Here is a 25,476-nt window from a genome sequence, read left to right on the forward strand (position 1 = left end):
GCTCCTGGCCTGCTCCTACAATGTCGGCCATGCAAATCGCCGACCTCCAAGCCCTCTATACGCAAGTGTTGTGGGCCGCGTTCGTGGTGTCGCTGGCTTTCGGATTCATCGCCCAGCGCACCCATTTCTGCACGATGGGTGCCGTCAGCGACGTGGTCAACATGGGCTCCTGGACGCGCATGCGCATGTGGGGCATGGCGGTTGGCGTGGCCAGCATCGGCTTCTACGGTATGGCTTGGCTGGGCTGGATCGATGCGGGCAACACGATTTACACCTCGGGTCGCATCATCTGGCTCTCGGCCACCGTCGGCGGCCTGCTGTTTGGCTTTGGCATGGTGCTTGCCTCTGGTTGTGGCAGCAAGACGCTGGTGCGCATCGGCGCGGGCAGCCTGAAATCGCTGGTGGTGTTTTTCGTTATGGGCTTTTTCGCCTTTGCCACCTTGCGTGGCGTGTTCGCCGTGCTGCGGGTGAACACGGTGGATCAGGTGGCTTTTGAAATTCCTGCCGGCGGCGCCTTGCCCCACTGGATCGCTGCGGGCTTTGGGCTGGAGCCTGGCCTAGCGGGTCTGCTGGCGGCGCTGGTGGTGGGTGGCGCGCTGGTGATCTGGGCGCTGGTCGAGCGCGATTTCCGCAGCTTCAACAACCTGTTCGCCGGCCTCGGGCTGGGCTCCGTGATCGTGGCCATGTGGTGGGTCAGTGGCCACATGGGCTTTGTCGCCGAGCACCCCGAAACGCTGGAGTCGGTCTACCTGGCCACCAACACCGGGCGCATGGAGTCGCTCACCTTCACCGCGCCCATGGCCTACACGCTGGATTGGCTGATCCTGTTCAGCGACACATCCAAGCTGCTGACAGTCGGCGTGGTGACGGTGGTGGGTGTGGTGGTCGGTGCCTGTGTGCAGGCCTTGCTGGACCGCAGTTTCCGGTGGGAGGGTTTTCGCAGCACCCAAGACACCGCGCTGCACCTGCTGGGCGCAGCCTGCATGGGCGTAGGTGGCGTCACCGCACTCGGCTGCACCGTGGGACAAGGGCTGTCAGGCCTGTCTACGCTCAGCCTCACCAGCGTGATTGCGGTGGCGGGCATTGCGGCCGGCGCGGTGCTGGGATTTCGTTTCCAGATGTGGCTGCTGGAGCGCGAGTGAGCGATACGTTTGAGCGCCGGTTTGGCGGCTTGCGCCGCCTCTACGGGGTGACTGGCGCGCAGGCCGTATTTGATGCCCATGTGGTGGTAGTGGGCATTGGCGGTGTGGGCTCGTGGGCGGTCGAGGCTCTGGCTAGAAGCGGGGTGAGGCGCCTGACTCTGATTGACCTGGACCACGTTTCCGAATCCAACATCAACCGGCAGATTCAAGCGACCGAGCCCACGCTGGGTCAGGCCAAAGGCGAAGCCATGCGCGATCGCATCGCGCTGTTCCATCCGACGTGTGTGGTGGACGTCGTCGACGAATTCGTGACGCCGCACAACTGGCCTCAACTGCTGAGCGCTGTAGCGCCCGATGCGCCACCCGCGGCGCTCGTCGACGCCTGCGACCAGGTGCAGGCCAAGACCGTGATGGCCGCCTGGGCACAGGAGCAGGGCCTGCCCATGATCACCGTGGGCGCAGCCGGTGGCAAACGACTGGCGCAGGCGGTGGAGGTGGCTGACCTGGCCGAGACCACGCACGACCCACTGCTGGCCGCGCTGCGCTACCGCTTGCGCAAACACCATGGCGGTGCGAGGCAGGGCCGCATGGGCTTGGCCTGCGTCTTCAGCCGTGAAGCGGTGGCACCGCCCGATGCGTCTTGCGCCATCGACGAGACCGCGGGCGACGGCTCGCTCAATTGCCACGGCTATGGCTCGGTGGTGAGCGTGACCGCCTCGTTTGGTTTTTGCGCTGCGGGATGGGTGCTCAACCGTTTGGCCAACCGGGTCGCAGCGAGTGAGCATCAGACTTCAAAAGCACCAAAAAAAGACGCTATAATTTGAGGCTTCGCAGCAAGCTACAAGCGAACTGCGGAACCGAGTGGGACGTTAGCTCAGTTGGTAGAGCAGCGGACTTTTAATCCGTTTGTCGTGGGTTCGACCCCCGCACGTCCCACCAAAAAACACGAAGCCCTGATCGCAAGATCAGGGCTTTCTTGTTTCTGGGCCGGGTTGAGGCCGGCCTATTTCTTTTTCACCAGGCCGTAGATCACCAGCAAGATGATGGCGCCGATCACGGAGGCGATGAAGCCAACTGGTTGTCCAGGGGCATACAGACCCAGCGCGGCGCCACCGTAGCTGGCCAGAAATGACCCGGCCACGCCGAGCACCGCGGTCATGATCCAGCCCATGCCATCGTCTCCTGGTTTGATGGCGCGTGCCACGAAGCCCGCGATCAGGCCGATGATGAGGGTGACGATGAGGGACATGATGAGGTAAGCCTTTCTGGTGATTAGCTGAAAGCACAGCGCGCCGGACGGCGGCTGGTGCTTCGACTTTAGCGGGTCAGGCAGGCCGTCGTGTGAAGGTCAAGGCGGGCAGGACTGCCCAGGTGCAAAGCATCACGCCGCGTTGTTTTTTCAGCGGCTTGAGCTGTTCGCACCTCTGCGCGTTGCGCCTGCGGCGGTCAGGACCTATCCAGTGTGACGCCACTGACCTCTTGCCTCTTGTGCCTCAATAGCAGCGACATGAACCAGCCGGGAGCAGAAGCCTTGAGGTTGCGGGCAAAGGCCCCGCCTGCTATTCCGGCGTCACGTGCAGCGCCACCAGAAAGCGCGACACCATGTTGTACGCGGCCACGGTACCCACCAGTTCCACCAGCGCCTGGTTGCCCAGGGCGGCTTGAAGGCGGCGCATCAGCGCGTCTTCCACACGGATGTGCCGCGTCATTTCCAGCGTGAGCTGGGCCGCATCAGCCAGAACCGCATGGAACGCACCGGTGTCGAAGCGCTCTGTGCCCAGTTGCCTGAGCGCATCGAGCTGCGCCTGGGTACCGCCGGCCTTCAGGAACAGTGGGGCATGCTGGGTGAACTCGTACTCGGCCGCGTTAAGCACCGCCACGCCGCACATGGCCAGTTCCCGCAGTTGCGGCTCCAGGCTCATGTGCTCGCGCACCTGCTTCAGAAACCCGTTCCAGCCGGTGGCCAGCGGGGCGCTGTGCAGCAGCATGCGGTCCAGATTCAGCAGTTCCCCGCCGCGCCGCTCGCGGATGGCGCTCACCAGAGCTGCGGGCTCCGCGAGGTCCAGCGGCTGGAAGGGAACGATCCGGTCGGCCTCGTTCATTCGGTGATGTTGTTATCTTTGATGAACTTGGCCCAGGTCGTCATCTGGCGCTCCACGAAGGGTGTGAACACCTCGGGGCCACGACCATCTATCTTGATGCCCTGGGCTTCAAGCTTGCTCGACACCGCCGGGTCACGCAGCACCTTGCGCAGGGCTTCGTTGAATTGAGCCACCACAGGCGCGGGGATCTTGGCTGGGCCGATCACACCCCACCAGGCCGGTGCATCGAAGCCAGGGAAGCCACTTTCCGCAATGGTCGGCACGTTGGGCATGTCCTTGGACCGGGTGCTGGTGGTCACGGCCAGCGGCGTGACATTGCCGCTATCGGCGTGGGGCTTGACCAGAAACAGCGAGCCTACGGCCAGGGGCACGTGACCACCGATGGCGTCGTTCATGAGCGGGCCGCCTCCCCGGTAGGGAATGTGGGTCCAATTGAAGCCGGCGTTTTGCGCCAGCTGAGCCAGGACCAGGTGACCCAGGCTGCCGGTGCCGATGGTGCCAAAGCTGTTGGGCTGCTTGGCCTTGGCCTGTGTCACCAGCTGGGCGAAGCTGGTCAGGGGTGAGCCTTTGCTGGCCACCAACACCATGGGCGCGGTGCCCAGCAGGTTGACGTGCGTCAGGTCTTTCAATGTGTCGAACGCGATACCGGGTTTGAGCGCCGGGTTCACCGCGTGGGTGTCGAACACCACACCGAAGGTGTAGCCATCGGCATCGGCGCGGGCCACGGCCGCGGTACCGATAACGCCGGAGGCACCACCGATATTCTCAACCACCACCGTCTGCTTGAGTTCGGTGCGCAGGCCTTCGGCCAGAATGCGGGACACTTGGTCCACGGAGCCACCGGGCGGGAACACCGCAATCAGGCGGATGGGCTTGGCGCTGGGCCAGGCCTGGGCGTGGGCCAGCGTGCCGCCTGCGGCGGTCAAGGCTACCACGGCCGATACGAGCAGCTTCTTCATCATCGTTTTTGTCTCCTGGGTGGAAAAGTGAGGGATGCCTGTGTCTCGAGCCTCGCAGTATGGGCGGCGCAGGGTCAATGTCTGTACGTAGAACTACGGGTGCTGGCGCGCCTATCATCCCGGGCACCCCGCCGATCATTGATCGCTGGCACCTGTGATGTTGCTTTTGCCGGATACCCCTTGTGATGAATCAGACTCCTTCAATCCCATCCGCCGCCCCCGGCCAGATGCCATGCATTGTGGTGCTGGACGATTACGAACAGGCGTTCGACGCCCTGGCCGACTGGCAGCCCGTGCGCGAGCGTGCGCGGCTGCACATACAGACCACGCCGCTGAAAGGTGCGCCGCTGCTGGAGCTCCTGTCCTGTGCCGATGTGTTGGTGCTGATGCGAGACCGCACCCCCATGATGGCCGACCTGATCGCCCAGCTGCCCCGGCTCAAATTGGTGGTGTTCACCGGCACGCGCAACCTCGCGCTTGATACCGCTGCGCTGGCAACACGCGGCATTCCGGTTTGCCACACCGGCTGGGGCCCGTCCAAGGACAGCACCGCCGAACTGACCTGGGCACTCATCATGGCGGCCCACAAGCGGCTGGTGGAGAACTCCAACGCGCTCATGCAGAGCAAGCCGCAGGAGGAGGGCCATTGGCGCACGTCACACGCCCTGCTGCCCATGCTCAAGGGCGAGACCCTCGGACTGGTGGGCCTGGGCGAAATTGGTGGCCGCGTGGCCCGCTACGCGCAGGCTTTTGGCATGGAGGTGCTGGCGTGGAGCCCGCGCATGACGGCCGAACGCGCAGCCGAACACGGAGCCAGCTTCGTGGATCTGGACGCACTACTGGCGCGCTCGCGCATCGTGAGCCTGCACCTGGTGTCTGCACCACAGACGCACGGGCTAATCAATGCTGAGCGGCTGGCCCTGATGCGCCCCGACAGCCTGCTGGTGAACACCTCGCGCTCGAGTCTGATCGACACAGAGGCTCTGCTGCAGGCGCTGCCACAAGGCCGACCGGCGCAGGTCGCCCTCGATGTGTTCGATGCCGAACCGCTGCCCGCGGACGACCCCCTGCGCCATTTCCCGCAGGCGCTGCTGAGCCCGCACCTGGGCTTTGTGGCACGCCCCGTATTCGAAACCTTTGTGCAGGATGTTCGCGAATGCGTGCTGGCCTGGCTGACCAGGGATCCGTTGCCACGTGTGCTGGCGCCCTGAAAAGGCAGGCTTCTGACTCAGCGCACCAGCCGCTCGGCATGCAACTCGCGGATACGCAGGTCCATGTAGTAGCCGCCATATTCCGTGTAGCGCAGGAAAGGCAGGCGACAGTGCCGGCAGGCCCAGATCTCGCAGCGGTTGTAGGGGCGGTGGACCAGTGAAATCGGCGCTGCGGCCGACCAGTCGTCCACGCCGGTCGGGCGCGGCGATTCGTCCAGCGTGGGTTCGTCGTCACCGGGTAACCACAGGGCACCCACGGCTTCCAGTTCCGCGGCGCTGGCCGTTGCCGGAAACGACGTCCAGCCAGGGCTGGCGAAAGGGCGGCAGTGGTTGCAGGTGCCGGCGGGGGCAGATCGGGCCAGTTCGGTGGCTTCTGCCGCACTCAAGCGGCGCAGTGGCTGGGTACTCATGCTCCGATGCTAATCGGTGCGCATGAGGGCACAGGAACACCAGCTTCTTGAAGCAGTCAGGGGCGAGAGTCAAAAAGTCCCATGCCTAGTCATGACAGGCGCGGGAAAAAGAAGCCCTGAGGACTCCCCGTGACTTGACCTGGGTCACGTGCCGTGCGACCTGGCTTTTTCAGCTGCGCCTACGTTGTGCTCACCGCCTCGATTTGCTCGGTGAGTTCCAGCCAGCGTTCTTCCAGGGGCTCCAGACTCGCATTGACGGCCTTGAGCTGGCGCCCCGCATCGGCCAGCTCGGCTGGCGCGGCCGGTCCATTCAGGCTGGCTTCCAGTGCGTTGCGCTCCTGAGTGAACTGCGCCATTTGCTTCTCGATGCGCTCAAGCTCCTTTTTCAGCGGCTTGAGCTGTTCGCGCCTGAGCGCCTCTTGCTTGCGTTGATCAGGGCCTGGAGTGGGTGAAGCAGCCGCCACGGGTGCGGCGGCTGGCGGGGGTGCAGCCTGAGCGGCGCGCTGTTCCTGCCGCTGTGCTTCCCGCGACTGTTTGGCCACGTCGAGCAGGTAGCGCTGGTAGTCGTCCAGGTCACCGTCGAAGGGCTCGATACCGCCGCGCGAGACCAGCCAGAACTCGTCGCACACCGCGCGAAGCAAGGCGCGGTCATGACTGACCAGCATCACCGTGCCTTCGAATTCGTTGAGCGCCATCGACAAGGCCTCGCGCGTCGCGAGGTCGAGGTGGTTGGTTGGCTCATCCAGCAGCAGCAGGTTGGGGCGCTGCCAAACGATCATGCACAGCACCAGGCGGGCTTTTTCGCCACCGCTCATGCTGCCCACGGTCTGCTTGACCTGGTCACCCGTGAAGTTGAAGCTGCCGAGGAAACTGCGCAGATCCTGCTCGCGCGTGGCCTGACCTTGCAGACGACCTTCGGCGGTGCACTCTTTCACCAGCCGGATCATGTGCTCCAGCGGCGTATCGGCCGGACGCAGCACGTCCAGCTCCTGCTGCGCGAAGTAGCCGATGTTCAGGCCCTTGCCCTCGGTGACCTGACCCGCCAGCGGCTGCAGTGCGCGGGCAATCGTCTTGACCACGGTGGACTTGCCCTGGCCGTTGGCGCCCAGGATGCCGATGCGTTGCCCCGCCTGCACCGAGCGGCTGATGCCGCGCACGATGGTGATCGGTTCGCTGCTGCCAGCGGGCGGTGGGTAACCAAAATCCACATTCTGCATGGCCAGCATGGGGTTGGGCAGGTTCTGCGGCTCGGTGAATTCGAAGGTGAAATCCGCCTCGGCCAGCACCGGGCCTATCTTCTCCATGCGTTCCAGCGCCTTGACCCGGCTTTGCGCCTGCTTGGCCTTGCTGGCCTTGGCCTTGAAGCGGTCGATGAACTTCTGCAGGTGCGCCATCTTCTCCTGCTGGCGCGAGAAGGCTGAGGCCTGTAAGGCCATCTGCTCGGCTCGCATATCTTCGAAACGGCTGTAGTTCCCGCCGTAGCGCGTGAGCTGGGCGCGCTCGATGTGCACGGTGACGTTGGTCACCGCGTCGAGAAACTCGCGGTCGTGGCTGATGACCAGCATGGTGCCCTCGTAGCGCTGCAACCAGGCTTCCAGCCAGACCAGGGCATCGAGGTCCAGGTGATTGGTGGGTTCATCGAGCAGCAGCAGTTCGCTCGGGCACATCAGCGCGCGCGCCAGCTGAAGGCGCATGCGCCAGCCGCCGGAAAAGCTGTTGACTGGGCGCTCCAGCTCGTCGGTGCGAAAGCCCAGACCCAGGATGAGGGCCTGTGCACGGGCCGGCGCGTCGTGAGCGCCGGCATCGTGCAGTGCCATGTAGGCATGGCCCATCCGTTCACCGTCGTCGCTGGCTTCTGCCGCGGTGACCTCAGCTTGAGCTGCGAGCAGCGTGGTGTCGCCCTCGATCACGAACTGGGTGGCAGGAATATCCGTCTCGGGCATGTCCTGCGCCACCTGCGCCATGCGCCATTGCGGTGGCACGTAGAAGTCGCCCTTGTCTTCGTGCAGGCTGTGGTCGAGCAGGCGAAACAGGCTGGACTTGCCCGCTCCGTTGCGGCCGACCAGACCGACTTTTTCGCCCGGGTTGATGTTGACGGAGGCATTGTCCAGCAGCACCTTGGTGCCGCGTCGCAGAACGATGTTCTTGATGGTGATCATGGAGCAGGCGCCGCGATTCAGGCGTGCGCAGATAGGGATTCAGCGGTGAGCAGCAGCACCTGGTCTTCGCCGGCGCTGGTGGCCAGCCACACCGCTTCCAGTCGCGGAAACGCGCTTTCGAAGAATGGTCGCTCGTTGCCGATTTCCAGCACCAGCACACCACTGGGCGAGAGGCGGCTGGGCGCGTCGCGCAGCAGCTGGCGAATGAAGTCCATGCCATCGGCACCGCCCGCCAGGGCCAGCTCGGGCTCGGCACGGTACTCGGCGGGCAGGGCGCTCATGCTCAGGGAGTTCACATAGGGTGGGTTGCACAGGATGAGGTCGTAAGGCCCGGGGCAGGCCTGCAAGCCATTCGACTCGATCAGGCCGATACGATCTTGCAGTTCGTGTTTGTAGACATTGATGCGCGCCACAGCCAAGGCGTCGACCGACAGGTCGGCCGCGAGCACACGCACATCGGGCCAGGCCATAGCCGCCAGCACCGCCAGGCTACCGTTGCCGGTGCACAGATCGAGAATCTCGCGGGTGGACTCGCTGAGCCAGGCGTCGAAGCCGCCCTCGGCGATCAGCTCGGCAATGAAGCTGCGCGGCACGATGGCGCGCTCGTCGACATAAAACGGCACGCCCTGCAGCCAGGCTTCGCGGGTGAGATAGGCGGCGGGCAGGCGGGTCTCGATGCGGCGGGTGATCAGCGACTGAACTGCTTGCGACTGCTCTTCAGAGAGGGTCTGTCCAGCCAGGGTATCCAGATCGCTGTCCAGCGGCAGGCCGAGCTGCCAGAGCGTCAGCCAGGCCGCTTCATCATGAGCATTGTTGGTGCCGTGGCCATAGGCCAATGGCGCGGCCGCCAGGCGCTCGGTGGCCTGGGCCAGGAGGTCTTGCAGGGTCATGGCTGCTGGCCAAGGGCCTGCGCGGCCAGGTTGTCCAGCACGCGCCGGTAGATGTTTTTCAGCGGCTCAATGTCGGCCACGACCACGCACTCGTCGATCTTGTGAATGGTCGCGTTGGGTGGGCCGAGCTCGATCACCTGGGGGCAGACCTGGGCAATGAAGCGGCCATCGCTGGTGCCGCCGGTGGTCGAGAGCTGCGTCTCCACGCCGGTTTCGCTGCGAATGGCGTCGCGCACCGCGTCGACCAGGGTGCCTGGCGGGGTGAGGAAGGGAAGGCCGCTCAAGTTCCAGTCCAGGTCGTAGCTGTCGCCCGGTCGAAGCTGGTGCGCCGCCAGAATGGCCGCCACGCGTTGCCGCAGGCTGTCGGGGGTGGACTCGGTGGAGAAACGGAAATTGAAGTCGATCACCACCGTGCCGGGGATGACGTTGTTGGCACCCGTGCCGCCGTGGATGTTGCTCACCTGCCAGCTGGTGGGCGGGAAAAACGCATTGCCCGCGTCCCAGTCTTCGGCGGCCAGCGCAGCCAATGCTGGCGCAGCCAGGTGGATCGGGTTTTTGGCGAGATGGGGGTAAGCGATGTGACCCTGAACGCCCTTGATCGTGAGCTTGCCGCTGAGCGAGCCGCGGCGGCCGTTCTTGATCATGTCGCCGGTCTTCTCCACCGAGGTGGGCTCGCCCACGATGGCCCAGTCGAGCCTCTCACCGCGTCGGGTGAGCTCGTGGCAGACGATCACCGTGCCATCGGTGGCCGGGCCTTCTTCATCGCTCGTGAGCAAAAAGGCAATGTCAATCGGCGGCTGGGGCGTGGCGGCCAAAAACTCCTCGCAGGCGACTACCATGGCCGCCAGAGAGGCCTTCATGTCGCTCGCGCCTCGACCAAACAGCCTGCCGTCCCGATGCGTGGGTACAAACGGGTCGCTGCCCCAGGCGCTCACCGGGCCGGTGGGCACCACATCGGTGTGGCCCGCAAAGATCAGGGTGGGTTGTCGTCCGCTGCCCAACCGCGCCCACAGGTTGGTGACGCGCAGATCGGCCGGGCCGCTATCCATCGTTTCGCAGGCAAAGCCCAGCGCTGTCAACCGCTCGCCGATCATGGCCTGGCAGCCCTCGTCGCGCGGGGTGACGGAGGGGCGGGCGATCAGGGCTTCGGTCAGGCGCAGGGTAGCGGTCATTAGAATTTGACGTCGAGAGTGAACTCGGTGAAGGTCGCTCGATCCTGGGCTTCATCTTCCAGCGGTGCCGACGCGGTGTTGGCCGACTTGGCCGCGTTGAAGTCGTTCTGCAGGCGCCAGAGCAGGTTGTTCGGCGAATCGGCCTGGGCCAAGCCCTCGGTGCGGGTGACGATGCCGTCGACTATGAGGCGTGCCAGATCCTGCTCGAAGCTTTGTGATCCTTCGGCAAGTGATTTTTCCATCGCCTCACGAACGCCCGAAAAGTCGGCTTTCTGGACCAGGTCGGAGATCAGCGCCGTGTTGAGCATGACCTCCATCGCTGGCACGCGGCCTCCGGTGTGGGTGCGCAGCAGGCGCTGCGACACGATGGCGCGCAGCGCAGACCCAAGATCGCCGAGCATGGTCGGGCGAACCTCGACCGGGTAAAAGCTCAGGATGCGGTTAAGCGCGTGGTAGCTGTTGTTCGCATGCAGGGTCGCCAGGCAGAGGTGGCCCGACTGCGAATAGGAGATGGCGGCCGACATGGTCTCGCGGTCGCGGATCTCGCCAATAAGGATCACATCGGGCGCTTGGCGCAGCGCGTTTTTGAGCGCGACCTGGAGCGAGGCGGTGTCGGGCCCCACTTCGCGCTGGTTGATCACCGAGCGCTTGTTTTTGTAGACGTACTCGATCGGGTCCTCGACGGTGAGGATGTGACCGCCGGCGTTTTCGTTGCGGTGGTCGATCATGGCTGCGAGCGTGGTGCTCTTGCCAGCACCAGTAGAGCCGACCATCAGGATCAGTCCGCGCTTTTCCATCACCAGGTCAGCCAGGATTGGCGCCACATTGAGCGAGTCGAGCGAGGGCACTTCATCTGGCACAAAGCGGATCACCACCGCGTAACTGCCACGCTGGCGCATGGCGCTGACGCGGAAATTGCCCACGCCCTCCAGCGGCACCGCCATGTTGAGCTCGCCGGTTTCGGTGAGCTCTTCGATGCGTGTCGACGGGACGAGCTCGGACAGCAGGTTGCGCGGCGCCTCGGGCGGCAGCACCTGGCTGTTGATCGGGATCGTCTGCCCATTGATCTTGATCATCGCCGGCGCCTGGGCCGACAGGTACACGTCCGACGCCTTCTTGTCGGCCATCAGGCGCAGGATGCGCTCCATCGTTCCGCTGCTCATGCCATGTCCTTAAAAGGAAAAAACAGATACGTAGTCGGCGACAGTGCTCCCACCGGGAACACCGCAGAGCCCGCTTTGCCGGGCCGCAAGTGTTGCCCCTTGAGGGGCGGAGCGCAGCGACGGGCGTGGGTCAAACTCAATCCCTCAACAGATCATTCAAGCTGGTCTTGGCGCGAGTCTGCGCGTCCACCCGCTTGACGATGATGGCTGCATACAGGCTGTACTTGCCGCCGTCCTTGGGCAGGCTGCCGCTGATGACCACCGAGCCCGATGGCACGCGGCCGTAGGTCGTGGTTCCAGTAGCGCGGTCATAAATGGGGGTGCTCTGGCCAATGTAGACACCCATGGAAATCACCGAGTTCTCCTCGATCACCACACCTTCAACCACCTCCGAGCGCGCACCAATGAAGCAGTTGTCTTCGATGATGGTCGGGCCGGCCTGAAGTGGCTCCAGCACACCACCAATGCCGACACCACCCGAGAGGTGCACGTTCTTGCCGATCTGCGCGCAGGAACCGACCGTGGCCCAAGTGTCGACCATGGTGCCTTCGTCCACATAGGCGCCGATGTTGACGTAGCTCGGCATCAGGATGGCGCCTTTGGCGATGAAGCTGCCGCGGCGCGCCACAGCCGGCGGCACCACGCGCACGCCGGTCGCCTTCATCTCGGCTTCGCTCAGATGGGCGAATTTCGTCTGTACCTTGTCGAAGAAGGCGAGGTCACCCGCTTTCATGACCACGTTGTCCTTTAGGCGGAACGACAGCAAAACCGCTTTCTTGACCCACTGGTGCACCGTCCACTGGCCCACCGACTCGCGGGTGGCCACGCGCAACTGGCCATTGTTAAGTTCTGCAATCACGTGTTCCACCGCATCGAGCACTTCCTTGGGCGCCGATGCAGGTGTGAGCTCGGCACGGTTGTCCCAGGCGTTGTCGATCAGGGTCTGCAGTTGTTGTGTCATGAGAAACGGTTGAATAGAGAAATGAGGAATGAAAAGCGGCGTTCAAGCCATCAGCGAGCGCCGCTCACAAAGCGGTGGATGCGTTGCGCGGCCTCGAGGCATTCGGCGGTTTCAGCCACCAAGGCCATGCGAATCCGGCCGGTGCCCGGGTTGCGCCCGCCGACCTCACGCGCCAGATAGCTGCCAGGCAACACCGTCACATTGTATTGAGCCAGCAAGGCGCGGGCGAACGCCTCGTCTGCGCTCAGGCCAGGGGTGTGGTTGGCAAAACGGGCGGGCACGCCGGCCCAGAGGTAGAAGGCGGCATCGGGCAACGCCACCTCCAGCACCTCGGCCAGCAGCGGGGTGACCTGGGCAAACTTCTCGCGGTACATGCGCCGGTTGTCCACCACATGGTCTTCATCCGCCCAGGCAGCCACGCTGGCAGCCTGCACCGCCGGGCTCATGGCGCCGCCATGGTAGGTGCGGTAGAGCAGAAAGGGCTTAATGAGCGACGCATCTCCCGCGACAAAACCGCTGCGCAGGCCGGGCGCGTTGCTGCGCTTGGACAGGCTGGTGAAGGCCACCAGGCGCCGAAAGTCGCTGCGCCCGAGTTGCTGAGCCGCTTGCAGTCCGCCCAGGGGCGGTTCATCGCGGAAATAGATCTCGCTGTAGCACTCGTCCGATGCGATCACGAAACCGTGCTGGTCGCTGAGGGCAAACAGCTTGCGCCACTCGTCGAGCGGCATGACCGCGCCGGTAGGGTTGCCGGGTGAACACACGTAGAGCAACTGGGTGCGTGCCCAGACCTCTGCCGGCACGCTGTCCCAGTCGGGGGCAAAGTTGCGCGCCGGGTCGCTGGCGACGTAATGCGGTGTGGCGCCGCCCAGCAAGGCCGCACCTTCGTAGATTTGGTAGAAGGGATTGGGAAACACCACCGTCGCCCCTGCCTGGGTGGGGTCGATCAAGGTCTGGGCGAAAGCAAACAAGGCCTCCCGCGATCCGTTGACTGGCAGCACCTGAGTCGCCGGGTCCACCGTGATGCCGTAACGGCGCTTCAGCCACGCCGCGCAGGCGGCACGCAGACCAGGCTCGCCGCCCGTGGCGGGATAGCCCGCCAGGCCGGTGTCCAGCGCGTCGGCCAAGGCTTGCTTGAGCAAGGCGGGCGTGGCGTGCTTGGGCTCACCGATGCCCAGACTGATTGCGCGGTAGGCTGGGTCGGGGGTGATGCCGGCAAAGAGCTGGCGCAGCCGCTCGAAAGGGTAAGGCTGCAGAAGCGACAACTTGGGATTCATCGCGCCGATTATCCCCAGCGATGCAAACCCCTGGCGGCGCGCTGTGCCGCCGGAGCGACGCGGTATCATGCGGATCGTGGTCCGGCCCCGTCAGGGGGAGGAGTTTCTTTATAAATCAAATAGTTAGCGTTCTGCGACCGACCCCACGTGCGCCTCAACTCGATCAAGCTCTCCGGCTTCAAGTCTTTCGCCGAACCGACCAACTTCCTGCTGCCGGGCCAGCTGGTGGGGGTGGTGGGGCCCAACGGCTGCGGCAAGTCCAACATCATGGACGCGGTGCGCTGGGTGCTGGGCGAGTCCAGGGCCTCCGAGCTGCGTGGCGAGTCGATGCAGGACGTGATCTTCAACGGCACCAACAACCGCAAGCCGGCCAGCCGCTCCAGCGTGGAGCTGGTGTTCGACAACAGCGACCACCGCGCGGGTGGTCAGTGGGGCCAGTTCACCGAAATCGCGGTCAAGCGCGTGCTCACGCGCGATGGCACCAGCAGCTACTACATCAACAACCAGCCGGTGCGCCGCCGCGACGTGCAGGATGTGTTCCTGGGAACGGGCCTGGGGCCTCGCGCCTACGCCATCATCGGCCAGGGCACCATCAGCCGCATCATTGAGAGCAAGCCCGAAGAACTGCGCCTGTTCCTGGAGGAAGCCGCAGGGGTCTCCAAGTACAAGGAACGCCGTCGCGAAACCGCCAACCGGCTGGCCGACACGCGCGAAAACCTGACCCGGGTGGAAGACATCCTGCGCGAGCTCAATGCCAACTTGGAAAAGCTGGAAAAGCAGGCCGAGGTGGCCGCCCGATACCAGCAGCTGCAGTCCAGCGCCACGCTCAAGCAACACCAGCTCTGGTTCCTCAGGCGGGCCGAGGCCGAGGCCGACCAGGCGCAGGTGAAAAACAACGCGGCCCAGGCGCTGACCGATCTGGAGTCGAGAACAGCCGATCTGCGGCGTGTTGAGGCCGAGCTGGAGACCATCCGCCAGGCGCACTACGCGGCGGGTGATCAGGTCAACCAGGCGCAGGGCCGGCTGTACGAAGCGACCGCCGAGGTGGGCAAGCTGGAAGCCGAAATCCGCTTTGTGGTCGAGGGCCGCACGCGGGTCGAACAGCGCTTGGTGCAGCTCAAGGAGCAGATCGCGTCCTGGAGCACGCGCAGCGCCGATGCGGGCGCGGAGCTGGAGCAGATCGCGGCCAGTCTGGTCGATGCTGAAGAACATTCGGTGGTGCTGGCCGCCCAGGGCGAAGAGCAGGCCAGCGCCCTGCCAGCCCTTGAAGACGCCTTGCGTCAGGCGCAGAGTCGTGCCAACGAGCAGCGCAACAGCGTGGGCCAGGTGCAGCAGCAGATCCAGGTGCTTGCCGCCGAGCAGCGCAGCATCGAAGAACAGAGTCGCCAGCTCAACCAGCGGCACGAAAAACTGAGTGCCGACCGAAATGCCCTGGCCGCACCCGACGAGGCGCGGGTGATGAGCGCACAGAGCGAGCTGGCCAACGCACAGGCGCTCGCCGAGGTGGCCGAGGGTGTGCTGCACGAACTGCAAGACCGCGTGCCCCAACTCGATGAAGAGCGCCGCACCGCCCAGCAGGCGGTGAACCAGGAATCAGGTCGGCAATCCGACCTGTCGGCCCGCTCGGAAGCACTCAAGGCCTTGCAGGAAAAGGTCAAGACCGACGGCAAGCTCGCGCCCTGGCTGGCCAAGCACGGGCTGGACGGCCTGCAGGGGCTGTGGAGCCGCATCCATGTTGAAACCGGCTGGGAGAGCGCGCTGGAAGCCGCACTGCGCGAGCGCCTGGGTGCGCTCGAAGTCTCCCGGCTGGAGATGGTGCGCGCGTTTGCCAACGACGCGCCGCCCGCCAAGTTGGCCTTCTACCACCCACCCGCCACCGCTGCCGCGGCCAGCCCAGGCGCGTCGGGCCTGAAACCACTGGCCGACTGGTTGCGCCTGACTGACGCAGGCCAACGCGCCTTGCTCGCCGACTGGCTGCAAGGCTGCCTGAGCGCCGCCAGCCTGGATGAAGCCATGTCCAAGCGCGATCAACTGCAACCTGGCGAGGCGATTTACGTGCCCAGCGGCCACGCGGTCAGTGCGCACAGCGTGAGTTTCTACGCGCCCGACAGCGAACAGGCCGGTCTGCTGGCGCGCGCCCAGGAAATCGAGAACCTCGACAAGCAGATCAAGGCCCAGGTGCTGATCGCCGAGCAGGCTCGCTCCACCTTGGTTCGAGCCGAGGCCGCCTACACCGAGGCCTCGCAGCGCTTGGTGAGCGCGCGGCGAGAAGGCGCCGAGACCCGCACCCGTGCCCACGAGCTGCAGGTCGAAGCCTTGCGGCTGACCCAGCTCGCCGAGCAGACCCGTGCCCGCGGTGAGCAGATAGCAGCGGACCTGGCCGAGGTCGATGCCCAGCTAGAGGCCTTGCAGGAGCGCCGGATCACGGCCGAAGCGCGGTTCGAAGAGCTCGACCTGGAGCTGGCCGACCACCAGGAGCGTCACGCCCAGCTCGACGACGCGGTGATTGACGCCGAGCGCCAGCTCGCCCAGGCGCGAGAACAGCAGCGCAGTCTGGAGCGCAGTGCCCAGGAAGCCGTGTTTGCCTTGCGCAGCCTGCAGGCGCGCCAAGGCGAATTGCAGCGCTCGCTGGAAGGCGCGGCCAGTCAGGAAAAGCTGCTGGCCGATGAGCAGCAACGCGCGTCTGACGAGCTGGGTCGCCTCAACGATGCGGCTGCGCAGGCAGGACTGCAGAGCGCACTGGCCACCAAGCTGGAGCGCGAACAATCGCTGGGCGCCTTGCGCAGCGGCTACGACGACCTCACGAACAAACTGCGCGCCAGCGACGAGCGCCGTCTGAAGCTCGAACGCGAACTCGACCCGCTGCGCCAGCGCATCACCGACTTTCAGCTCAAGGAGCAGGCCGCCCGCCTGGGTGTGGAGCAGTACAGCCAGCAGCTCGAGGAAGCCCAGGCTGATCTGGCTGCGGTGGCGCAGAGCATCACCGAAGGCAACGTGCGCCTGACGGGTCTGCAAGGCGAGATCGAGCGCCTGCACCGCGAGATCCAATCGCTCGGCGCGGTCAACCTGGCCGCGCTGGACGAGCTCACCGCCGCGCGTGAGCGCAAGAACTTCCTCGACGCGCAAACCGCTGACCTGACCGAGGCGATGACGACGCTGGAAGACGCCATCAAGAAGATCGACAACGAAACCCGTGAGCTGCTGGGCAGTACCTTCGCTACCGTCAACACGCATTTCGGGCGCATGTTCCCCGAGCTCTTCGGCGGCGGCAACGCGCGGCTGGTGATGACTGGGGAAGAAATTCTGGACGCGGGCGTGCAGGTGATGGCCCAGCCGCCGGGGAAAAAGAACCAGACCATCCACCTGCTTTCGGGCGGTGAGAAGGCGCTGACCGCGATCGCCCTGGTGTTTGCCATCTTCCAGCTCAACCCGGCGCCGTTCTGCCTGCTGGACGAGGTCGATGCGCCGCTGGACGACGCCAACACCGAGCGCTATGCCAAGCTGGTGACCCACATGTCCAAGGAAACGCAGTTCCTGTTCATCAGCCACAACAAGATCGCCATGGAAATGGCCGAGCAGCTGATCGGCGTGACCATGCAGGAGCAAGGTGTTTCGCGCATCGTGGCGGTGGACATGGAGTCGGCTGCCGGTATGCTCGAAGCCACCTGATCTTTTGACCTCGCGCCCTACCCACGCACCATGAGCACACTGCAAGTCAGCCTGGCCATCATCGGCGGTCTCGTTCTGGCGGGGGTGGTGGCCTACAACGCCTGGATCACCCGCCGCAATGTGCCGCGAACCCTGCGCGAGCGTGGGGGCGAGGGCGTCGCTGCCCCCGCAGGCCCCGTGGCGGCGCCCGTGTTTGCCGACACCTCACCCGGCGGGGAGGGCGACGGCCGCATCGATCCCGTACTGGGCGTGATGCCTGGAGACGCGCCCATCACCGCACCGCCCGCCGAGCCCGCAACACCCCAGGCTGTGCCGGTCACGTTGAACCACGTGGTGGCCGCTCCGGAGAAGCGGCCCGGCCTGGACGCGCTGATTGACGTCATCACCCCGCTGGCCCTGGAGTCCGAGGTGTCGGGCGATGCGCTGCTGGCGGCCTTCCCGGGCACCCGGCGCGTAGGCAGCAAACCTTTCGCCGTGGAAGGTCTGAGTGAGCTCAACGGCGAGTGGGAGACCCCGCGCTTGGGGCAGCGCTATCGGGCTCTTCAGGCCGGTGTGCAGCTGGCCAACCGCGCAGGTGCTCTCAACGACATCGAGTTTTCCGAGTTCGTGGTCAAGGCGCAGGCGTTTGCCGATGCGGTGGGCGCCGCGCCCGATTTCCCCGACATGCGAGCCGAGGTGGCGCGCGCGCGCGAACTCGACACATTTGCCAGCGGCCACGATGCCCAGCTCGGCTTCACCCTGCGAGCGCGGCGCGCGGCCTGGAGCCCGGGCTATGTGACGCAACACGCTGCCCGGCTTGGCTTCGTGGCGGGCGCCTTGCCCGGCCGCATGGTGTTGCCCGGCAGCACGGCGGGACAGGCGCCCATCTTGAGCCTGGCCTTTGATCCCCAGGCCGCCATGGCCGAAGACCCGGAGCAAAGCGCCCTGCGCGAACTGGCCTTGTCGCTGGAGGTCACGCACGTACCGCGAAGCGAGCAACCTTTTGTGCGCATGCGCGAAGCCGCCACCGCGCTGGCCGAGGCCATGGACGGCGTGGTCACCGACGACGCGGGTCGGGCATTGACGACCGAAGCGTTGGACCGCATCGGCGCGGATTTGGAAGGGCTGTACGACGCGCTGGACAGCCGGGATTTGTCAGCGGGGTCGGCGCAGGCGCGGAGGCTGTTCAGTTGACCAGCCCGCCCCGCTGCCCGTGACCCCCGAGGGGGCGATGCTGGCGGCCTGGCAAAGCCAGTTCCGCGGCATCCCGGGCTGAATGCCCCAACAGGCCTGCTGCCGTCCTTTTCTTATGAGCACCTCCGACCTCTTTTCTTCAGCTCCTTCGCCTGCTGACCGAGCGGCCGAGCTGAGAACGCTGCTGCACCACCACGCGCACCGTTACTACACCCTGGACGATCCTGAGATTCCCGATGCGGAGTACGACCGGCTGTTCCAGGAGCTGCAGACGCTGGAGGCAGCGCACCCGGCACTGTTGACGCCAGACTCACCCACACAGCGGGTGGGCGGGCAGGTGCTCGACGGCTTCACGCCGGTGCACCATGCCGTGCCCATGTTGTCGATCAACACCGAGACCGACACCGAACCCAGCGGCGCCCGCAACTTCGACGCGCGCGTTCGGCGTGCGCTGGGTCTGAGCGAGACCGAGCCGCCCGTTGAGTACGTGGCTGAACTCAAGTTCGACGGCCTGGCCATGAGCCTGCGCTACGACCAGGGCGTACTGGTGCAGGCCGCCACGCGGGGCGATGGCGAGGTGGGAGAAGACGTCACGTGCAACGTGCGCACCATCCAGCAAGTCCCGCTGCGCCTGCCAGCCGACGCGCCGCCGGTGCTGGAGGTGCGCGGCGAGGTCTACATGCGGCGCGACGATTTTGATGCACTCAACGAACGTCAGCGCGGCAGGATCGCGGCCGGCGCCAAGGGCGAAAAGACCTTTGTGAACCCGCGCAATGCCGCGGCTGGCGCCGTGCGCCAGCTCGACTCGGGGATCGCAGCCCAGCGCCCCTTGAGCTTTTTCGCCTACGGGCTGGGAGAGCTCACGCCGGCCGAGCAAGGCGGACCGGCGTTCGAAACCCATCTGCAAATGCTCATGCGGCTCAAGGCCTGGGGCTTTCCGGTGGCTGAGCAGACCACCTTGGCCACTGGGGCGGACGAGCTGGTGGCGTTTCACCAGCGGATCGGCGCCGCGCGCGATCAGCTGCCTTATGACATCGACGGCGTGGTCTACAAGGTGAACTCGCTCGCCCTGCAGCGCCAGCTCGGCTTTGTCTCGCGCGAGCCGCGCTGGGCGGTGGCACACAAGTACCCGGCGCAGGAGCAGCTCACCACGGTACTGGACATCGATGTGCAGGTCGGCCGCACCGGCAAGCTCACACCGGTGGCCAAGCTGGCGCCTGTTTTTGTCGGTGGCGTCACCGTCACCAACGCCACGCTGCACAACGAAGCCGAGGCGCGCCGCAAAGACGTGCGCGTGGGCGATACGGTGATCGTGCGCCGCGCAGGCGACGTGATTCCCGAGGTGGTGGCGGTGCTGCTTGAGAAACGCACGGGAGAACCGCCTGTGTTCACCATGCCGGCGCACTGCCCGGTGTGCGGCAGCGCGGCCGTGCGCGAGGAAGACGAAGTGGACCACCGCTGCACCGGCGGGCTATTCTGCGGCGCGCAGCGCAAGCAGGCCATCCTGCATTTTGCGCAGCGCCGCGCGGTGGAAATTGAAGGGCTCGGCGACAAGCTGGTCGAGCAGCTGGTCGACACCGGCGTGGTCAAGACCTTGCCCGATCTCTACCGGCTCGGCCTGACGGCGCTCCTGGCCCTGGATCGCATGGCCGACAAGTCCGCGCAAAACATCCTGAGTGCGCTGCAAAGATCCAAGCAGACCACGCTGCCGAGATTCCTGTTTGGCCTGGGCATCCGCCACGTGGGCGAAGCCACCGCCAAAGATTTGGCGCGCCACTTCGGCAGCCTGGACCGGGTAATGGATGCCAGCGTCGAGCAGCTGCTGGAAGTCAACGACGTCGGACCAGTGGTGGCGCAAAGCGTGCGCACCTTCTTCGACCAGCCCCACAACAGAGAAGTGGTGGACCAGCTGCGCGCCTGCGGCCTCACCTGGGCCGAAGGAGAACCAGCAGAGCAGACTCCGAGGCCCCTCGCCGGCAAAACCTTTGTGATGACCGGCACCTTCCCCACCCTCAGCCGGGAAGCCGCCAAGGCAATGCTGGAGGCCGCTGGGGCCAAGGTCGCTGGCTCAGTGAGCAAGAAGACGGACTACGTGGTGGCCGGCACCGAGGCCGGCAGCAAACTCAGCAAAGCGCAGGAGCTCGGCGTGGCGGTGCTCGACGAAGCAGGCATGTTGGCGCTCTTGGAAAAACTGGGCGACTGAGTTCCCCTTGTGGTTCCCGCTTGGGTTGGTCGCTCTGTCGGTCACTCTGGCTTTCCAGTGTTGGCATCGCTGGCACCGCACGTGGGACGGGAATTCCGATTCGATCGGTGGTGTGGCCTGCGAGACCAGAGTTCGGTCGTTCCGAAGTGACGTGTACGGGATGCACGTGGCGCTGGACGTTCCCAGCGGCTACCGCCTCGAGCTCAAACGAGAAAGTGAGCTGGATCGATTTTTCAAATGGACGGGGTTGACCGTCGAACGACAGTTTGGTCACTTTGGCTTTGATCCGCTGGTATACGTTGCCGCCAATGACGACCACCGGAACCACCAGCTCGCCAGCAATTCCAAGCTGCTACAAACGGTCCAGCACCTCTTTGCCACGCCAGGTATTGGGTGTCGCCTGAGGCGAATCACCTTCGCGAACGGTCGTATCTGGATGGCGTTTTGGGCCCATGACTGGTCGGGGGAACCCCCCATCGAAACCCGCTTGAGGGATAGCGCTGCCTTGCTTCTGCCGGAGTTTCAGTTGCTGGCAGATGCGCTTGGCCAGCAGGCACCAACCTCGGCGCCGAAGGGGCGAGACAGGTTCCTCATCCCTTCCATCGCCATTCTTTGCATCAGCTCTGGATTGGCGATCAATGGCGTGGTTTCGTGGGGGCTCACCGTGCTCGATGGCAGCGCGTTTGTGGTCGACACGATGCGTTTTCGGACGCTGAGCTTTGTGGCCGGGTCGGTCATCCTCGCCGCCTTGGTCACCGCCACGTTGATACTGCTGGGGCGCAGTGCCCGTGTTCACTTGGTTCTGATGGATGTGCTGTGTGGGCGCGTTTGGCGCTTTCAGCACCAGCGCAGCTGAGCTGCGAGGTGCCAACATGGACTGGTATTTTTCAGCGCCCAGTGTTGTTTCGCGTCCGGTGATTTGGAAATCGACCGAAGAGAGGCGCGGGCGAGGATTCCTCAGCCGACAGAGGGTTTACCACCGACTCGAAGTCAACGACTGGGCTTCTACGGAAAAACTCCGTTTGATTCACGTTTCCAAAGGCCTGTACGAACATGCCCGGGTTGGTGACCGAATCGAATTCGAACAACGCTCTGGCTACTGGGGTATCCGCTGGGCCATCATGAAGCGTTGGGTACCTGCCGAGCAGCGGTAGGGCAGGCTCACTTGAACTTGTAGTGATCGCGGTTGAGCACTGCCGCCACCGCCGTGACCTCCTCGGGGAACATGCCCAGGTTCATGTTGGTGTTGCACATCTCCACCATGCCGCGCAGCAGGCCGGCGTTGTTGATGCGACCTGCGGGCTTGTACATGGCGCTGCCGTCGCCGCCCACCTTGCTGATGTGGCAGGCCACACATTTGTTGTCTGCGATCAGCTTTTGTCCCAGCGCGAGATCGGCGCCTTTGAAGATGTCGGCGCCCTGGGCCTGGGCGTTGCTCCAAGAGAGGGCGCTACCCAGCAACAACAGGCTGGCAGTGGCCCAGGGCAGGGCGCGGCGGCTCCAGCTAGGGCGGGTGGCTTGGGTGGTGGTGCAGCTTGGTGTCATTTGGGTTCTCCAGTGCGTGGTCATCACGCGTTTATGACACTCTAACTGCATCAAAATGCCCTGTCACCCGCCAACACACCGCCTGTGCGGTTTCTTCACCTCACCATGACCCTTCACACCATTCTCAAAATGGGCGATCCGCGCCTGCTGACTATCGCGAAACCGGTGGCCCGCTTCGACACGCCCGAACTGCACCAGCTGATCCAAGACATGCGCGACACCATGGCGGCCGCCAACGGGGCCGGCCTGGCCGCGCCCCAGATTGGCGTGGACCTGCAGGTGGTGATTTTTGGCACCGGTGCGGTGGTGCCCCGCTACCCGGACGCCGAGCCGGTGCCGCGCACTGTACTGATCAACCCGACCATCACCCCGATAGGGGATGAAGAGGTCGAAGATTGGGAAGGCTGTTTGTCGGTGCCCGGCATGCGCGGCGTGGTGCCGCGCTGGGCGCGCATCCGCTACCAGGGATTTGACCTCCTCGGCGGGGTGATTGATCGGGTGGCAGAGGACTTTCATGCCCGCGTGGTACAACATGAATGCGATCACCTCTGGGGCAAGCTTTACCCGATGCGGGTGCGCGATTTCTCGCGATTCGGCTATACCGAGGTGCTGTTTCCCGATCTCGTCGACCAGGAAGACGACTGAACAGGCCAGCGCCCGCGAAACAAACCGATGCGCCCTTGAAACAAATCGGCACAAGGCGCGGTGGGCTCGGCGATAGAGTCGCCTCCAGGCAGATTTCCACAGGGACACCCGAAGTGATGATCCGAACCTGCGCCGCGTTGATGGCTGCGTCCTTGCTGGGCGCCTGCGCGGTCACATCTCCTTTGCCGGCGGCAGATGCAGCTATGGCCGCCACACCCGCGGCCTGGTACGCGCCGCCGCTGGCGCACCAGGGCCGCTCGGAATCGCTAGCCCAATGGTGGGCGCGCCTGGACGATCCGGTGCTCACGCGCTGGATTGACCTGACCCAGGCCCAAAGCCCTTCGATCGCGGCCGCCCGTGCCCGGGTCTTTGACGCCCGCGCACAGCTGCAGGGGGAGCAGACCGCCAGCGGGCCGCAGTTGGCCGCGGTGGGCAACGCCAGTCGCAGCCGGCAGGTTTTGGGCCAACCCGCTGCGACAGCGCTGGGAGCCGGGGTGCAGGCATCCTGGGCGCTCGACCTCTGGGGTGGCGGCGCGGCTGGCATTGGGGCCGCGCAGGCCCGCCAGGACGCGGCGGGTGCCGGCTGGCACGAAGCGCGCGTGCTGGTGGCCGCCGAGCTGGCCAGCCTGTACTACGCCCAACGCCAGTGCCAGGTTCAGCTGACCGTGTCTCAAAACGACCGCGATTCGCGCGCTGCCACGGCCCAAGCGACGGGCGAAACCGAGCGAGTTGGGTTGACCGCGCCCGCTGTCGCTGCGCTGGCGCGAGCAAGCGCCGCCGACGCGGCGAGCCGCACCCGGGCGCAGCAGCAGCGCTGCGAACAACAGATCAAGTCGCTGGTTGCGCTCACGGGCCTCGCTGAGCCCGAGCTGCGTGTCCAGCTCGCGCAGGCGCCCGCGGTGGCGGCAGACGCGGCGCTGGATGACTGGCTGTCGGTGGATGCGGTGCCGGCAGCCGTGATTCGCCAGCGGCCCGATGTGTACCGGGCACAGCGCGAGCTGGTGGCCGCCGCCGAGTCGGTTGGTGTGGCGCGTGCTGCGCTCTTGCCCAGCCTGAACCTCTCGGGCAGCCTGCTGCGCAGCCGGGTCAGCAGCGCGGATGCCAGCGGGTCTTTCAACAGCTGGTCGGTCGGGCCCTTCACCCTCAGCCTGCCGCTGCTCGGTCGGGGTGCGCTGCAAGCCGGGGTCGACAGCGCCCAGGCGCGCTATGAGAGCGCGGCGGTGGCTTACACCGCCACGCTGCGCAATGCAGTGGCCGAGGTTGAGCGCTCACTGGTGGCCCTGGCGTCTTTGCGCGATCAGGCCGCCTCTACCCGGACCGCACTCGATGGTTACAGCCAGTCGTTCACCGCCACACAGGCGCGCTACAGGGTCGGACTGGCCAACCTGAACGAGCTGGAGGAAGCGCGTCGCCTGCAGCTCAATGCCAGCAGCAGCGCTGTCACCTTGCAACAAGACCGCATCCAGGCCTGGATCGACCTCTACGTCGCCCTCGGCGGCGGTTTCGACCCCGCCCGTGTGACCGACCCCCTCAACGCCAACGCCGCCAGAGATCCCTCATGAGCCATGTGTCATCCCCCGCCAACAGCCGCTATCGCTGGCTGGCCCTGGCCGCAGTCCTGGCCGTCATCCTAATTTCCGCCCTGGTCTGGTTTTCCCGTCAGCCAGCGCCGGGCGCTGCTTCCTCCGCGGCCACACCCAGCGAATCGATGTCACCCAAGCCTTCGATGACGGTGACCGTGACCCAACCGAGCCGAGAGACCCTGTCGATGTCGCTGGAGGCCAACGGCAATGTGAGCGCCTGGCAGGAGGCCAGCGTGGGGGCCGAGGTGAGCGGCCTGCGGCTGGCGCAGGTGAATGTGAACGTGGGTGACGCGGTACGCAAGGGTCAGTTGCTGGCGGTTTTCGCCAGCGACAGCGCACAGGCCGAGACCCTGCAAAGCCAGGCCAGCGCGGTGCAGGCCGAGGCCAGCTACCTCAACGCCAAGGCCGATGCAGACCGCGCGCGCTCCATCCAGGACACGGGCGCGCTCTCAGCCTCGCAGGTAGCGCAGTACCTGACGCAGGAGAAGGTGGCCAAAGCCCAGTGGGAAGCCGCCAAGGCGGTGCTCGGTGCCACCCAGATCCGCCTGGGCAACACCTCGGTGAAGGCGCCTGACGATGGCGTGATCTCGGCGCGCAGCGCCACCGTAGGCGCTGTCGTGGGCTCGGGCCAGGAGCTGTTTCGTCTGGTACGCCAGAGCCGCATGGAGTGGCGCGCCGAGGTCACGGCCAGCGAGGTGGGGCGTATCGAGGTAGGTCAGCTCGCCCAGGTGACGATGGCCACGGGTGCCAGCGTCGAGGGCAAGGTGCGCGCGATCGCGCCGTCGGCCAACGAACAGACCCGCAACATCCTGGTGTACGTGGATCTGCCGCGCCACAAAGACCTGAAGGCGGGCACCTTCGCCCGCGGCGTCTTTGCCATTGGCCAGAGCGAAGCACTGACCCTGCCCACGCCGGCCATCGTGGTGCGCGACGGTAGCAACTTCGTGTTTGCGGTGGACGAGGTGGGCAAAGCCAGTGCGCTCAAGGTGCAGACCGGGCGGCGGGTGGGCGAACGCGTCGAAATCCTCAGCGGTCTCAAGGGCGACGAGCGCGTGGCCGTGCAAGGCGCGGGTTTCCTCAACGAAGGCGACTTGGTCAAGGTGGTCCAGTGAAGCATGACGCCATCCCCGCCGCGCTTCGCGCGACCCCCTGCAGGGGGCAATCCCTGTGGCTTGGCAAAGCCAGTTCCACGGGATTCCTGAACAAATCAGCCCG

General features: G+C 65.3%; 21 protein-coding genes and 1 tRNA gene. 11 read left to right on the forward strand and 11 right to left on the reverse strand.

Going from position 1 to position 25,476, the window contains the following annotated elements; genetic code table 11:
• The first annotated feature begins 29 nt into the window (after nucleotides 1-29).
• The 3 genes from GPT34_RS02545 (at nucleotide 30) to GPT34_RS02555 (ending at nucleotide 2,081) form a co-directional block, all read left to right on the forward strand.
• Complete coding sequence (locus GPT34_RS02545; protein ID WP_291009373.1) at nucleotides 30-1,142, forward strand: YeeE/YedE family protein; 1,113 nt, start codon at nucleotides 30-32, stop codon at nucleotides 1,140-1,142.
• Entirely contained in the window at nucleotides 1,139-1,966 is an 828-nt protein-coding gene (locus GPT34_RS02550) for a tRNA threonylcarbamoyladenosine dehydratase (protein ID WP_291009374.1), read from the forward strand. The genes GPT34_RS02545 and GPT34_RS02550 overlap by 4 nt, the downstream gene beginning before the upstream one ends.
• A 39-nt stretch (nucleotides 1,967-2,005) precedes the next feature.
• Nucleotides 2,006-2,081, forward strand: a tRNA-Lys gene (locus GPT34_RS02555).
• 64 nt (nucleotides 2,082-2,145) lie between these two features.
• On the opposite strand, the gene GPT34_RS02560 is transcribed toward GPT34_RS02555, so the two are convergent.
• The 3 genes from GPT34_RS02560 to GPT34_RS02570 all read right to left on the reverse strand — a co-directional run bounded on the left by GPT34_RS02560 (nucleotide 2,146) and on the right by GPT34_RS02570 (nucleotide 4,206).
• Nucleotides 2,146-2,394 carry a GlsB/YeaQ/YmgE family stress response membrane protein gene (locus tag GPT34_RS02560; protein ID WP_291009526.1) on the reverse strand — a complete coding sequence of 83 codons (249 nt, stop codon included), beginning with the start codon at nucleotides 2,392-2,394 and terminating at the stop codon, nucleotides 2,146-2,148.
• Between the two features lie 307 nt (nucleotides 2,395-2,701).
• Nucleotides 2,702-3,244, reverse strand: a complete 543-nt coding sequence (locus GPT34_RS02565) for a carboxymuconolactone decarboxylase family protein (RefSeq protein WP_291009377.1) — start codon at nucleotides 3,242-3,244, stop codon at nucleotides 2,702-2,704.
• Nucleotides 3,241-4,206 (reverse strand): tripartite tricarboxylate transporter substrate binding protein, encoded by a 966-nt coding sequence (locus GPT34_RS02570; RefSeq protein WP_291009379.1) that lies wholly within the window; start codon nucleotides 4,204-4,206, stop codon nucleotides 3,241-3,243. Before GPT34_RS02570 ends, GPT34_RS02565 begins: the two co-directional genes overlap by 4 nt.
• Before the next feature lie 224 nt (nucleotides 4,207-4,430).
• On the opposite strand from GPT34_RS02570, the gene GPT34_RS02575 reads away from it, so the two are divergent.
• On the forward strand, nucleotides 4,431-5,414 hold the full coding sequence (locus GPT34_RS02575) for a D-2-hydroxyacid dehydrogenase family protein (protein ID WP_291009381.1): 984 nt from the start codon (nucleotides 4,431-4,433) through the stop codon (nucleotides 5,412-5,414).
• A gap of 17 nt (nucleotides 5,415-5,431) precedes the next feature.
• On the opposite strand, the gene GPT34_RS02580 is transcribed toward GPT34_RS02575, so the two are convergent.
• The 7 genes from GPT34_RS02580 to dapC form a co-directional block, all read right to left on the reverse strand.
• Nucleotides 5,432-5,824, reverse strand: a complete 393-nt coding sequence (locus GPT34_RS02580; protein ID WP_291009383.1) for a hypothetical protein — start codon at nucleotides 5,822-5,824, stop codon at nucleotides 5,432-5,434.
• A gap of 179 nt (nucleotides 5,825-6,003) precedes the next feature.
• On the reverse strand, nucleotides 6,004-7,983 hold the full coding sequence (locus GPT34_RS02585) for an ATP-binding cassette domain-containing protein (protein WP_291009385.1): 1,980 nt from the start codon (nucleotides 7,981-7,983) through the stop codon (nucleotides 6,004-6,006).
• A gap of 17 nt (nucleotides 7,984-8,000) precedes the next feature.
• The gene (gene prmB / locus GPT34_RS02590) at nucleotides 8,001-8,873 is read right to left on the reverse strand and encodes a 50S ribosomal protein L3 N(5)-glutamine methyltransferase (protein WP_291009387.1); all 873 of its coding nucleotides are present in this window, start codon (nucleotides 8,871-8,873) and stop codon (nucleotides 8,001-8,003) included.
• The gene (gene dapE / locus GPT34_RS02595) at nucleotides 8,870-10,045 is read right to left on the reverse strand and encodes a succinyl-diaminopimelate desuccinylase (protein ID WP_291009389.1); all 1,176 of its coding nucleotides are present in this window, start codon (nucleotides 10,043-10,045) and stop codon (nucleotides 8,870-8,872) included. The genes prmB and dapE overlap by 4 nt, the downstream gene beginning before the upstream one ends.
• Complete coding sequence (locus GPT34_RS02600; RefSeq protein WP_291009390.1) at nucleotides 10,045-11,208, reverse strand: PilT/PilU family type 4a pilus ATPase; 1,164 nt, start codon at nucleotides 11,206-11,208, stop codon at nucleotides 10,045-10,047. Before GPT34_RS02600 ends, dapE begins: the two co-directional genes overlap by 1 nt.
• A gap of 136 nt (nucleotides 11,209-11,344) precedes the next feature.
• Nucleotides 11,345-12,169 carry a 2,3,4,5-tetrahydropyridine-2,6-dicarboxylate N-succinyltransferase gene (dapD, locus tag GPT34_RS02605; protein WP_291009391.1) on the reverse strand — a complete coding sequence of 275 codons (825 nt, stop codon included), beginning with the start codon at nucleotides 12,167-12,169 and terminating at the stop codon, nucleotides 11,345-11,347.
• 50 nt (nucleotides 12,170-12,219) lie between these two features.
• Nucleotides 12,220-13,443 (reverse strand): succinyldiaminopimelate transaminase, encoded by a 1,224-nt coding sequence (gene dapC, locus GPT34_RS02610; protein WP_291009393.1) that lies wholly within the window; start codon nucleotides 13,441-13,443, stop codon nucleotides 12,220-12,222.
• 147 nt (nucleotides 13,444-13,590) lie between these two features.
• On the opposite strand from dapC, the gene smc reads away from it, so the two are divergent.
• The 4 genes from smc (at nucleotide 13,591) to GPT34_RS02630 (ending at nucleotide 21,344) form a co-directional block, all read left to right on the forward strand.
• Nucleotides 13,591-17,112: a chromosome segregation protein SMC gene (gene smc, locus GPT34_RS02615; RefSeq protein WP_291009395.1), complete on the forward strand. Its 3,522-nt coding sequence runs from the start codon at nucleotides 13,591-13,593 to the stop codon at nucleotides 17,110-17,112.
• Between the two features lie 30 nt (nucleotides 17,113-17,142).
• A complete protein-coding gene (locus tag GPT34_RS02620) occupies nucleotides 17,143-18,285 on the forward strand; it encodes a cell division protein ZipA C-terminal FtsZ-binding domain-containing protein (protein WP_291009397.1) in 1,143 nt (380 codons plus the stop codon).
• Nucleotides 18,286-18,400: 115 nt separating this feature from the next.
• Nucleotides 18,401-20,488, forward strand: coding sequence for an NAD-dependent DNA ligase LigA (gene ligA / locus GPT34_RS02625; protein WP_291009399.1), 2,088 nt, complete (start codon nucleotides 18,401-18,403; stop codon nucleotides 20,486-20,488).
• Nucleotides 20,489-20,654: 166 nt separating this feature from the next.
• Complete coding sequence (locus GPT34_RS02630; protein WP_291009400.1) at nucleotides 20,655-21,344, forward strand: hypothetical protein; 690 nt, start codon at nucleotides 20,655-20,657, stop codon at nucleotides 21,342-21,344.
• A 305-nt stretch (nucleotides 21,345-21,649) separates the two neighbouring features.
• On the opposite strand, the gene GPT34_RS02635 is transcribed toward GPT34_RS02630, so the two are convergent.
• The gene (locus GPT34_RS02635; RefSeq protein ID WP_291009402.1) at nucleotides 21,650-22,033 is read right to left on the reverse strand and encodes a hypothetical protein; all 384 of its coding nucleotides are present in this window, start codon (nucleotides 22,031-22,033) and stop codon (nucleotides 21,650-21,652) included.
• Between the two features lie 105 nt (nucleotides 22,034-22,138).
• Here GPT34_RS02635 and def point away from each other — a divergent pair, with 105 nt between their 5' ends.
• From def to GPT34_RS02650, 3 genes are all read left to right on the forward strand, one after another.
• The gene (def, locus tag GPT34_RS02640) at nucleotides 22,139-22,678 is read left to right on the forward strand and encodes a peptide deformylase (protein ID WP_291009404.1); all 540 of its coding nucleotides are present in this window, start codon (nucleotides 22,139-22,141) and stop codon (nucleotides 22,676-22,678) included.
• 116 nt (nucleotides 22,679-22,794) lie between these two features.
• Nucleotides 22,795-24,240 (forward strand): efflux transporter outer membrane subunit, encoded by a 1,446-nt coding sequence (locus GPT34_RS02645; protein ID WP_291009528.1) that lies wholly within the window; start codon nucleotides 22,795-22,797, stop codon nucleotides 24,238-24,240.
• A complete protein-coding gene (locus GPT34_RS02650) occupies nucleotides 24,237-25,373 on the forward strand; it encodes an efflux RND transporter periplasmic adaptor subunit (protein ID WP_291009406.1) in 1,137 nt (378 codons plus the stop codon). Before GPT34_RS02645 ends, GPT34_RS02650 begins: the two co-directional genes overlap by 4 nt.
• Nucleotides 25,374-25,476 lie beyond the last annotated feature (103 nt).

It is taken from the genome of Hydrogenophaga sp. (assembly GCF_011390835.1).
Lineage (GTDB): Bacteria > Pseudomonadota > Gammaproteobacteria > Burkholderiales > Burkholderiaceae_C > Hydrogenophaga.

Bases quoted from the DNA above. Each gene is read 5' to 3' on its own strand.
- GPT34_RS02650 (WP_291009406.1), top strand. From the start codon at position 24,237: ATGAGCCATGTGTCATCCCCCGCCAACAGCCGCTATCGCTGGCTGGCC.
- GPT34_RS02580 (WP_291009383.1), bottom strand. From the start codon at position 5,824: ATGAGTACCCAGCCACTGCGCCGCTTGAGTGCGGCAGAAGCCACCGAA.
- GPT34_RS02570 (WP_291009379.1), bottom strand. From the start codon at position 4,206: ATGATGAAGAAGCTGCTCGTATCGGCCGTGGTAGCCTTGACCGCCGCA.
- GPT34_RS02620 (WP_291009397.1), top strand. From the start codon at position 17,143: ATGAGCACACTGCAAGTCAGCCTGGCCATCATCGGCGGTCTCGTTCTG.
- dapC (WP_291009393.1), bottom strand. From the start codon at position 13,443: ATGAATCCCAAGTTGTCGCTTCTGCAGCCTTACCCTTTCGAGCGGCTG.
- GPT34_RS02575 (WP_291009381.1), top strand. From the start codon at position 4,431: ATGCCATGCATTGTGGTGCTGGACGATTACGAACAGGCGTTCGACGCC.
- prmB (WP_291009387.1), bottom strand. From the start codon at position 8,873: ATGACCCTGCAAGACCTCCTGGCCCAGGCCACCGAGCGCCTGGCGGCC.
- GPT34_RS02645 (WP_291009528.1), top strand. From the start codon at position 22,795: ATGATCCGAACCTGCGCCGCGTTGATGGCTGCGTCCTTGCTGGGCGCC.
- dapE (WP_291009389.1), bottom strand. From the start codon at position 10,045: ATGACCGCTACCCTGCGCCTGACCGAAGCCCTGATCGCCCGCCCCTCC.
- ligA (WP_291009399.1), top strand. From the start codon at position 18,401: ATGAGCACCTCCGACCTCTTTTCTTCAGCTCCTTCGCCTGCTGACCGA.
- GPT34_RS02585 (WP_291009385.1), bottom strand. From the start codon at position 7,983: ATGATCACCATCAAGAACATCGTTCTGCGACGCGGCACCAAGGTGCTG.
- dapD (WP_291009391.1), bottom strand. From the start codon at position 12,169: ATGACACAACAACTGCAGACCCTGATCGACAACGCCTGGGACAACCGT.
- def (WP_291009404.1), top strand. From the start codon at position 22,139: ATGACCCTTCACACCATTCTCAAAATGGGCGATCCGCGCCTGCTGACT.
- GPT34_RS02545 (WP_291009373.1), top strand. From the start codon at position 30: ATGCAAATCGCCGACCTCCAAGCCCTCTATACGCAAGTGTTGTGGGCC.
- GPT34_RS02565 (WP_291009377.1), bottom strand. From the start codon at position 3,244: ATGAACGAGGCCGACCGGATCGTTCCCTTCCAGCCGCTGGACCTCGCG.
- GPT34_RS02635 (WP_291009402.1), bottom strand. From the start codon at position 22,033: ATGACACCAAGCTGCACCACCACCCAAGCCACCCGCCCTAGCTGGAGC.
- GPT34_RS02600 (WP_291009390.1), bottom strand. From the start codon at position 11,208: ATGAGCAGCGGAACGATGGAGCGCATCCTGCGCCTGATGGCCGACAAG.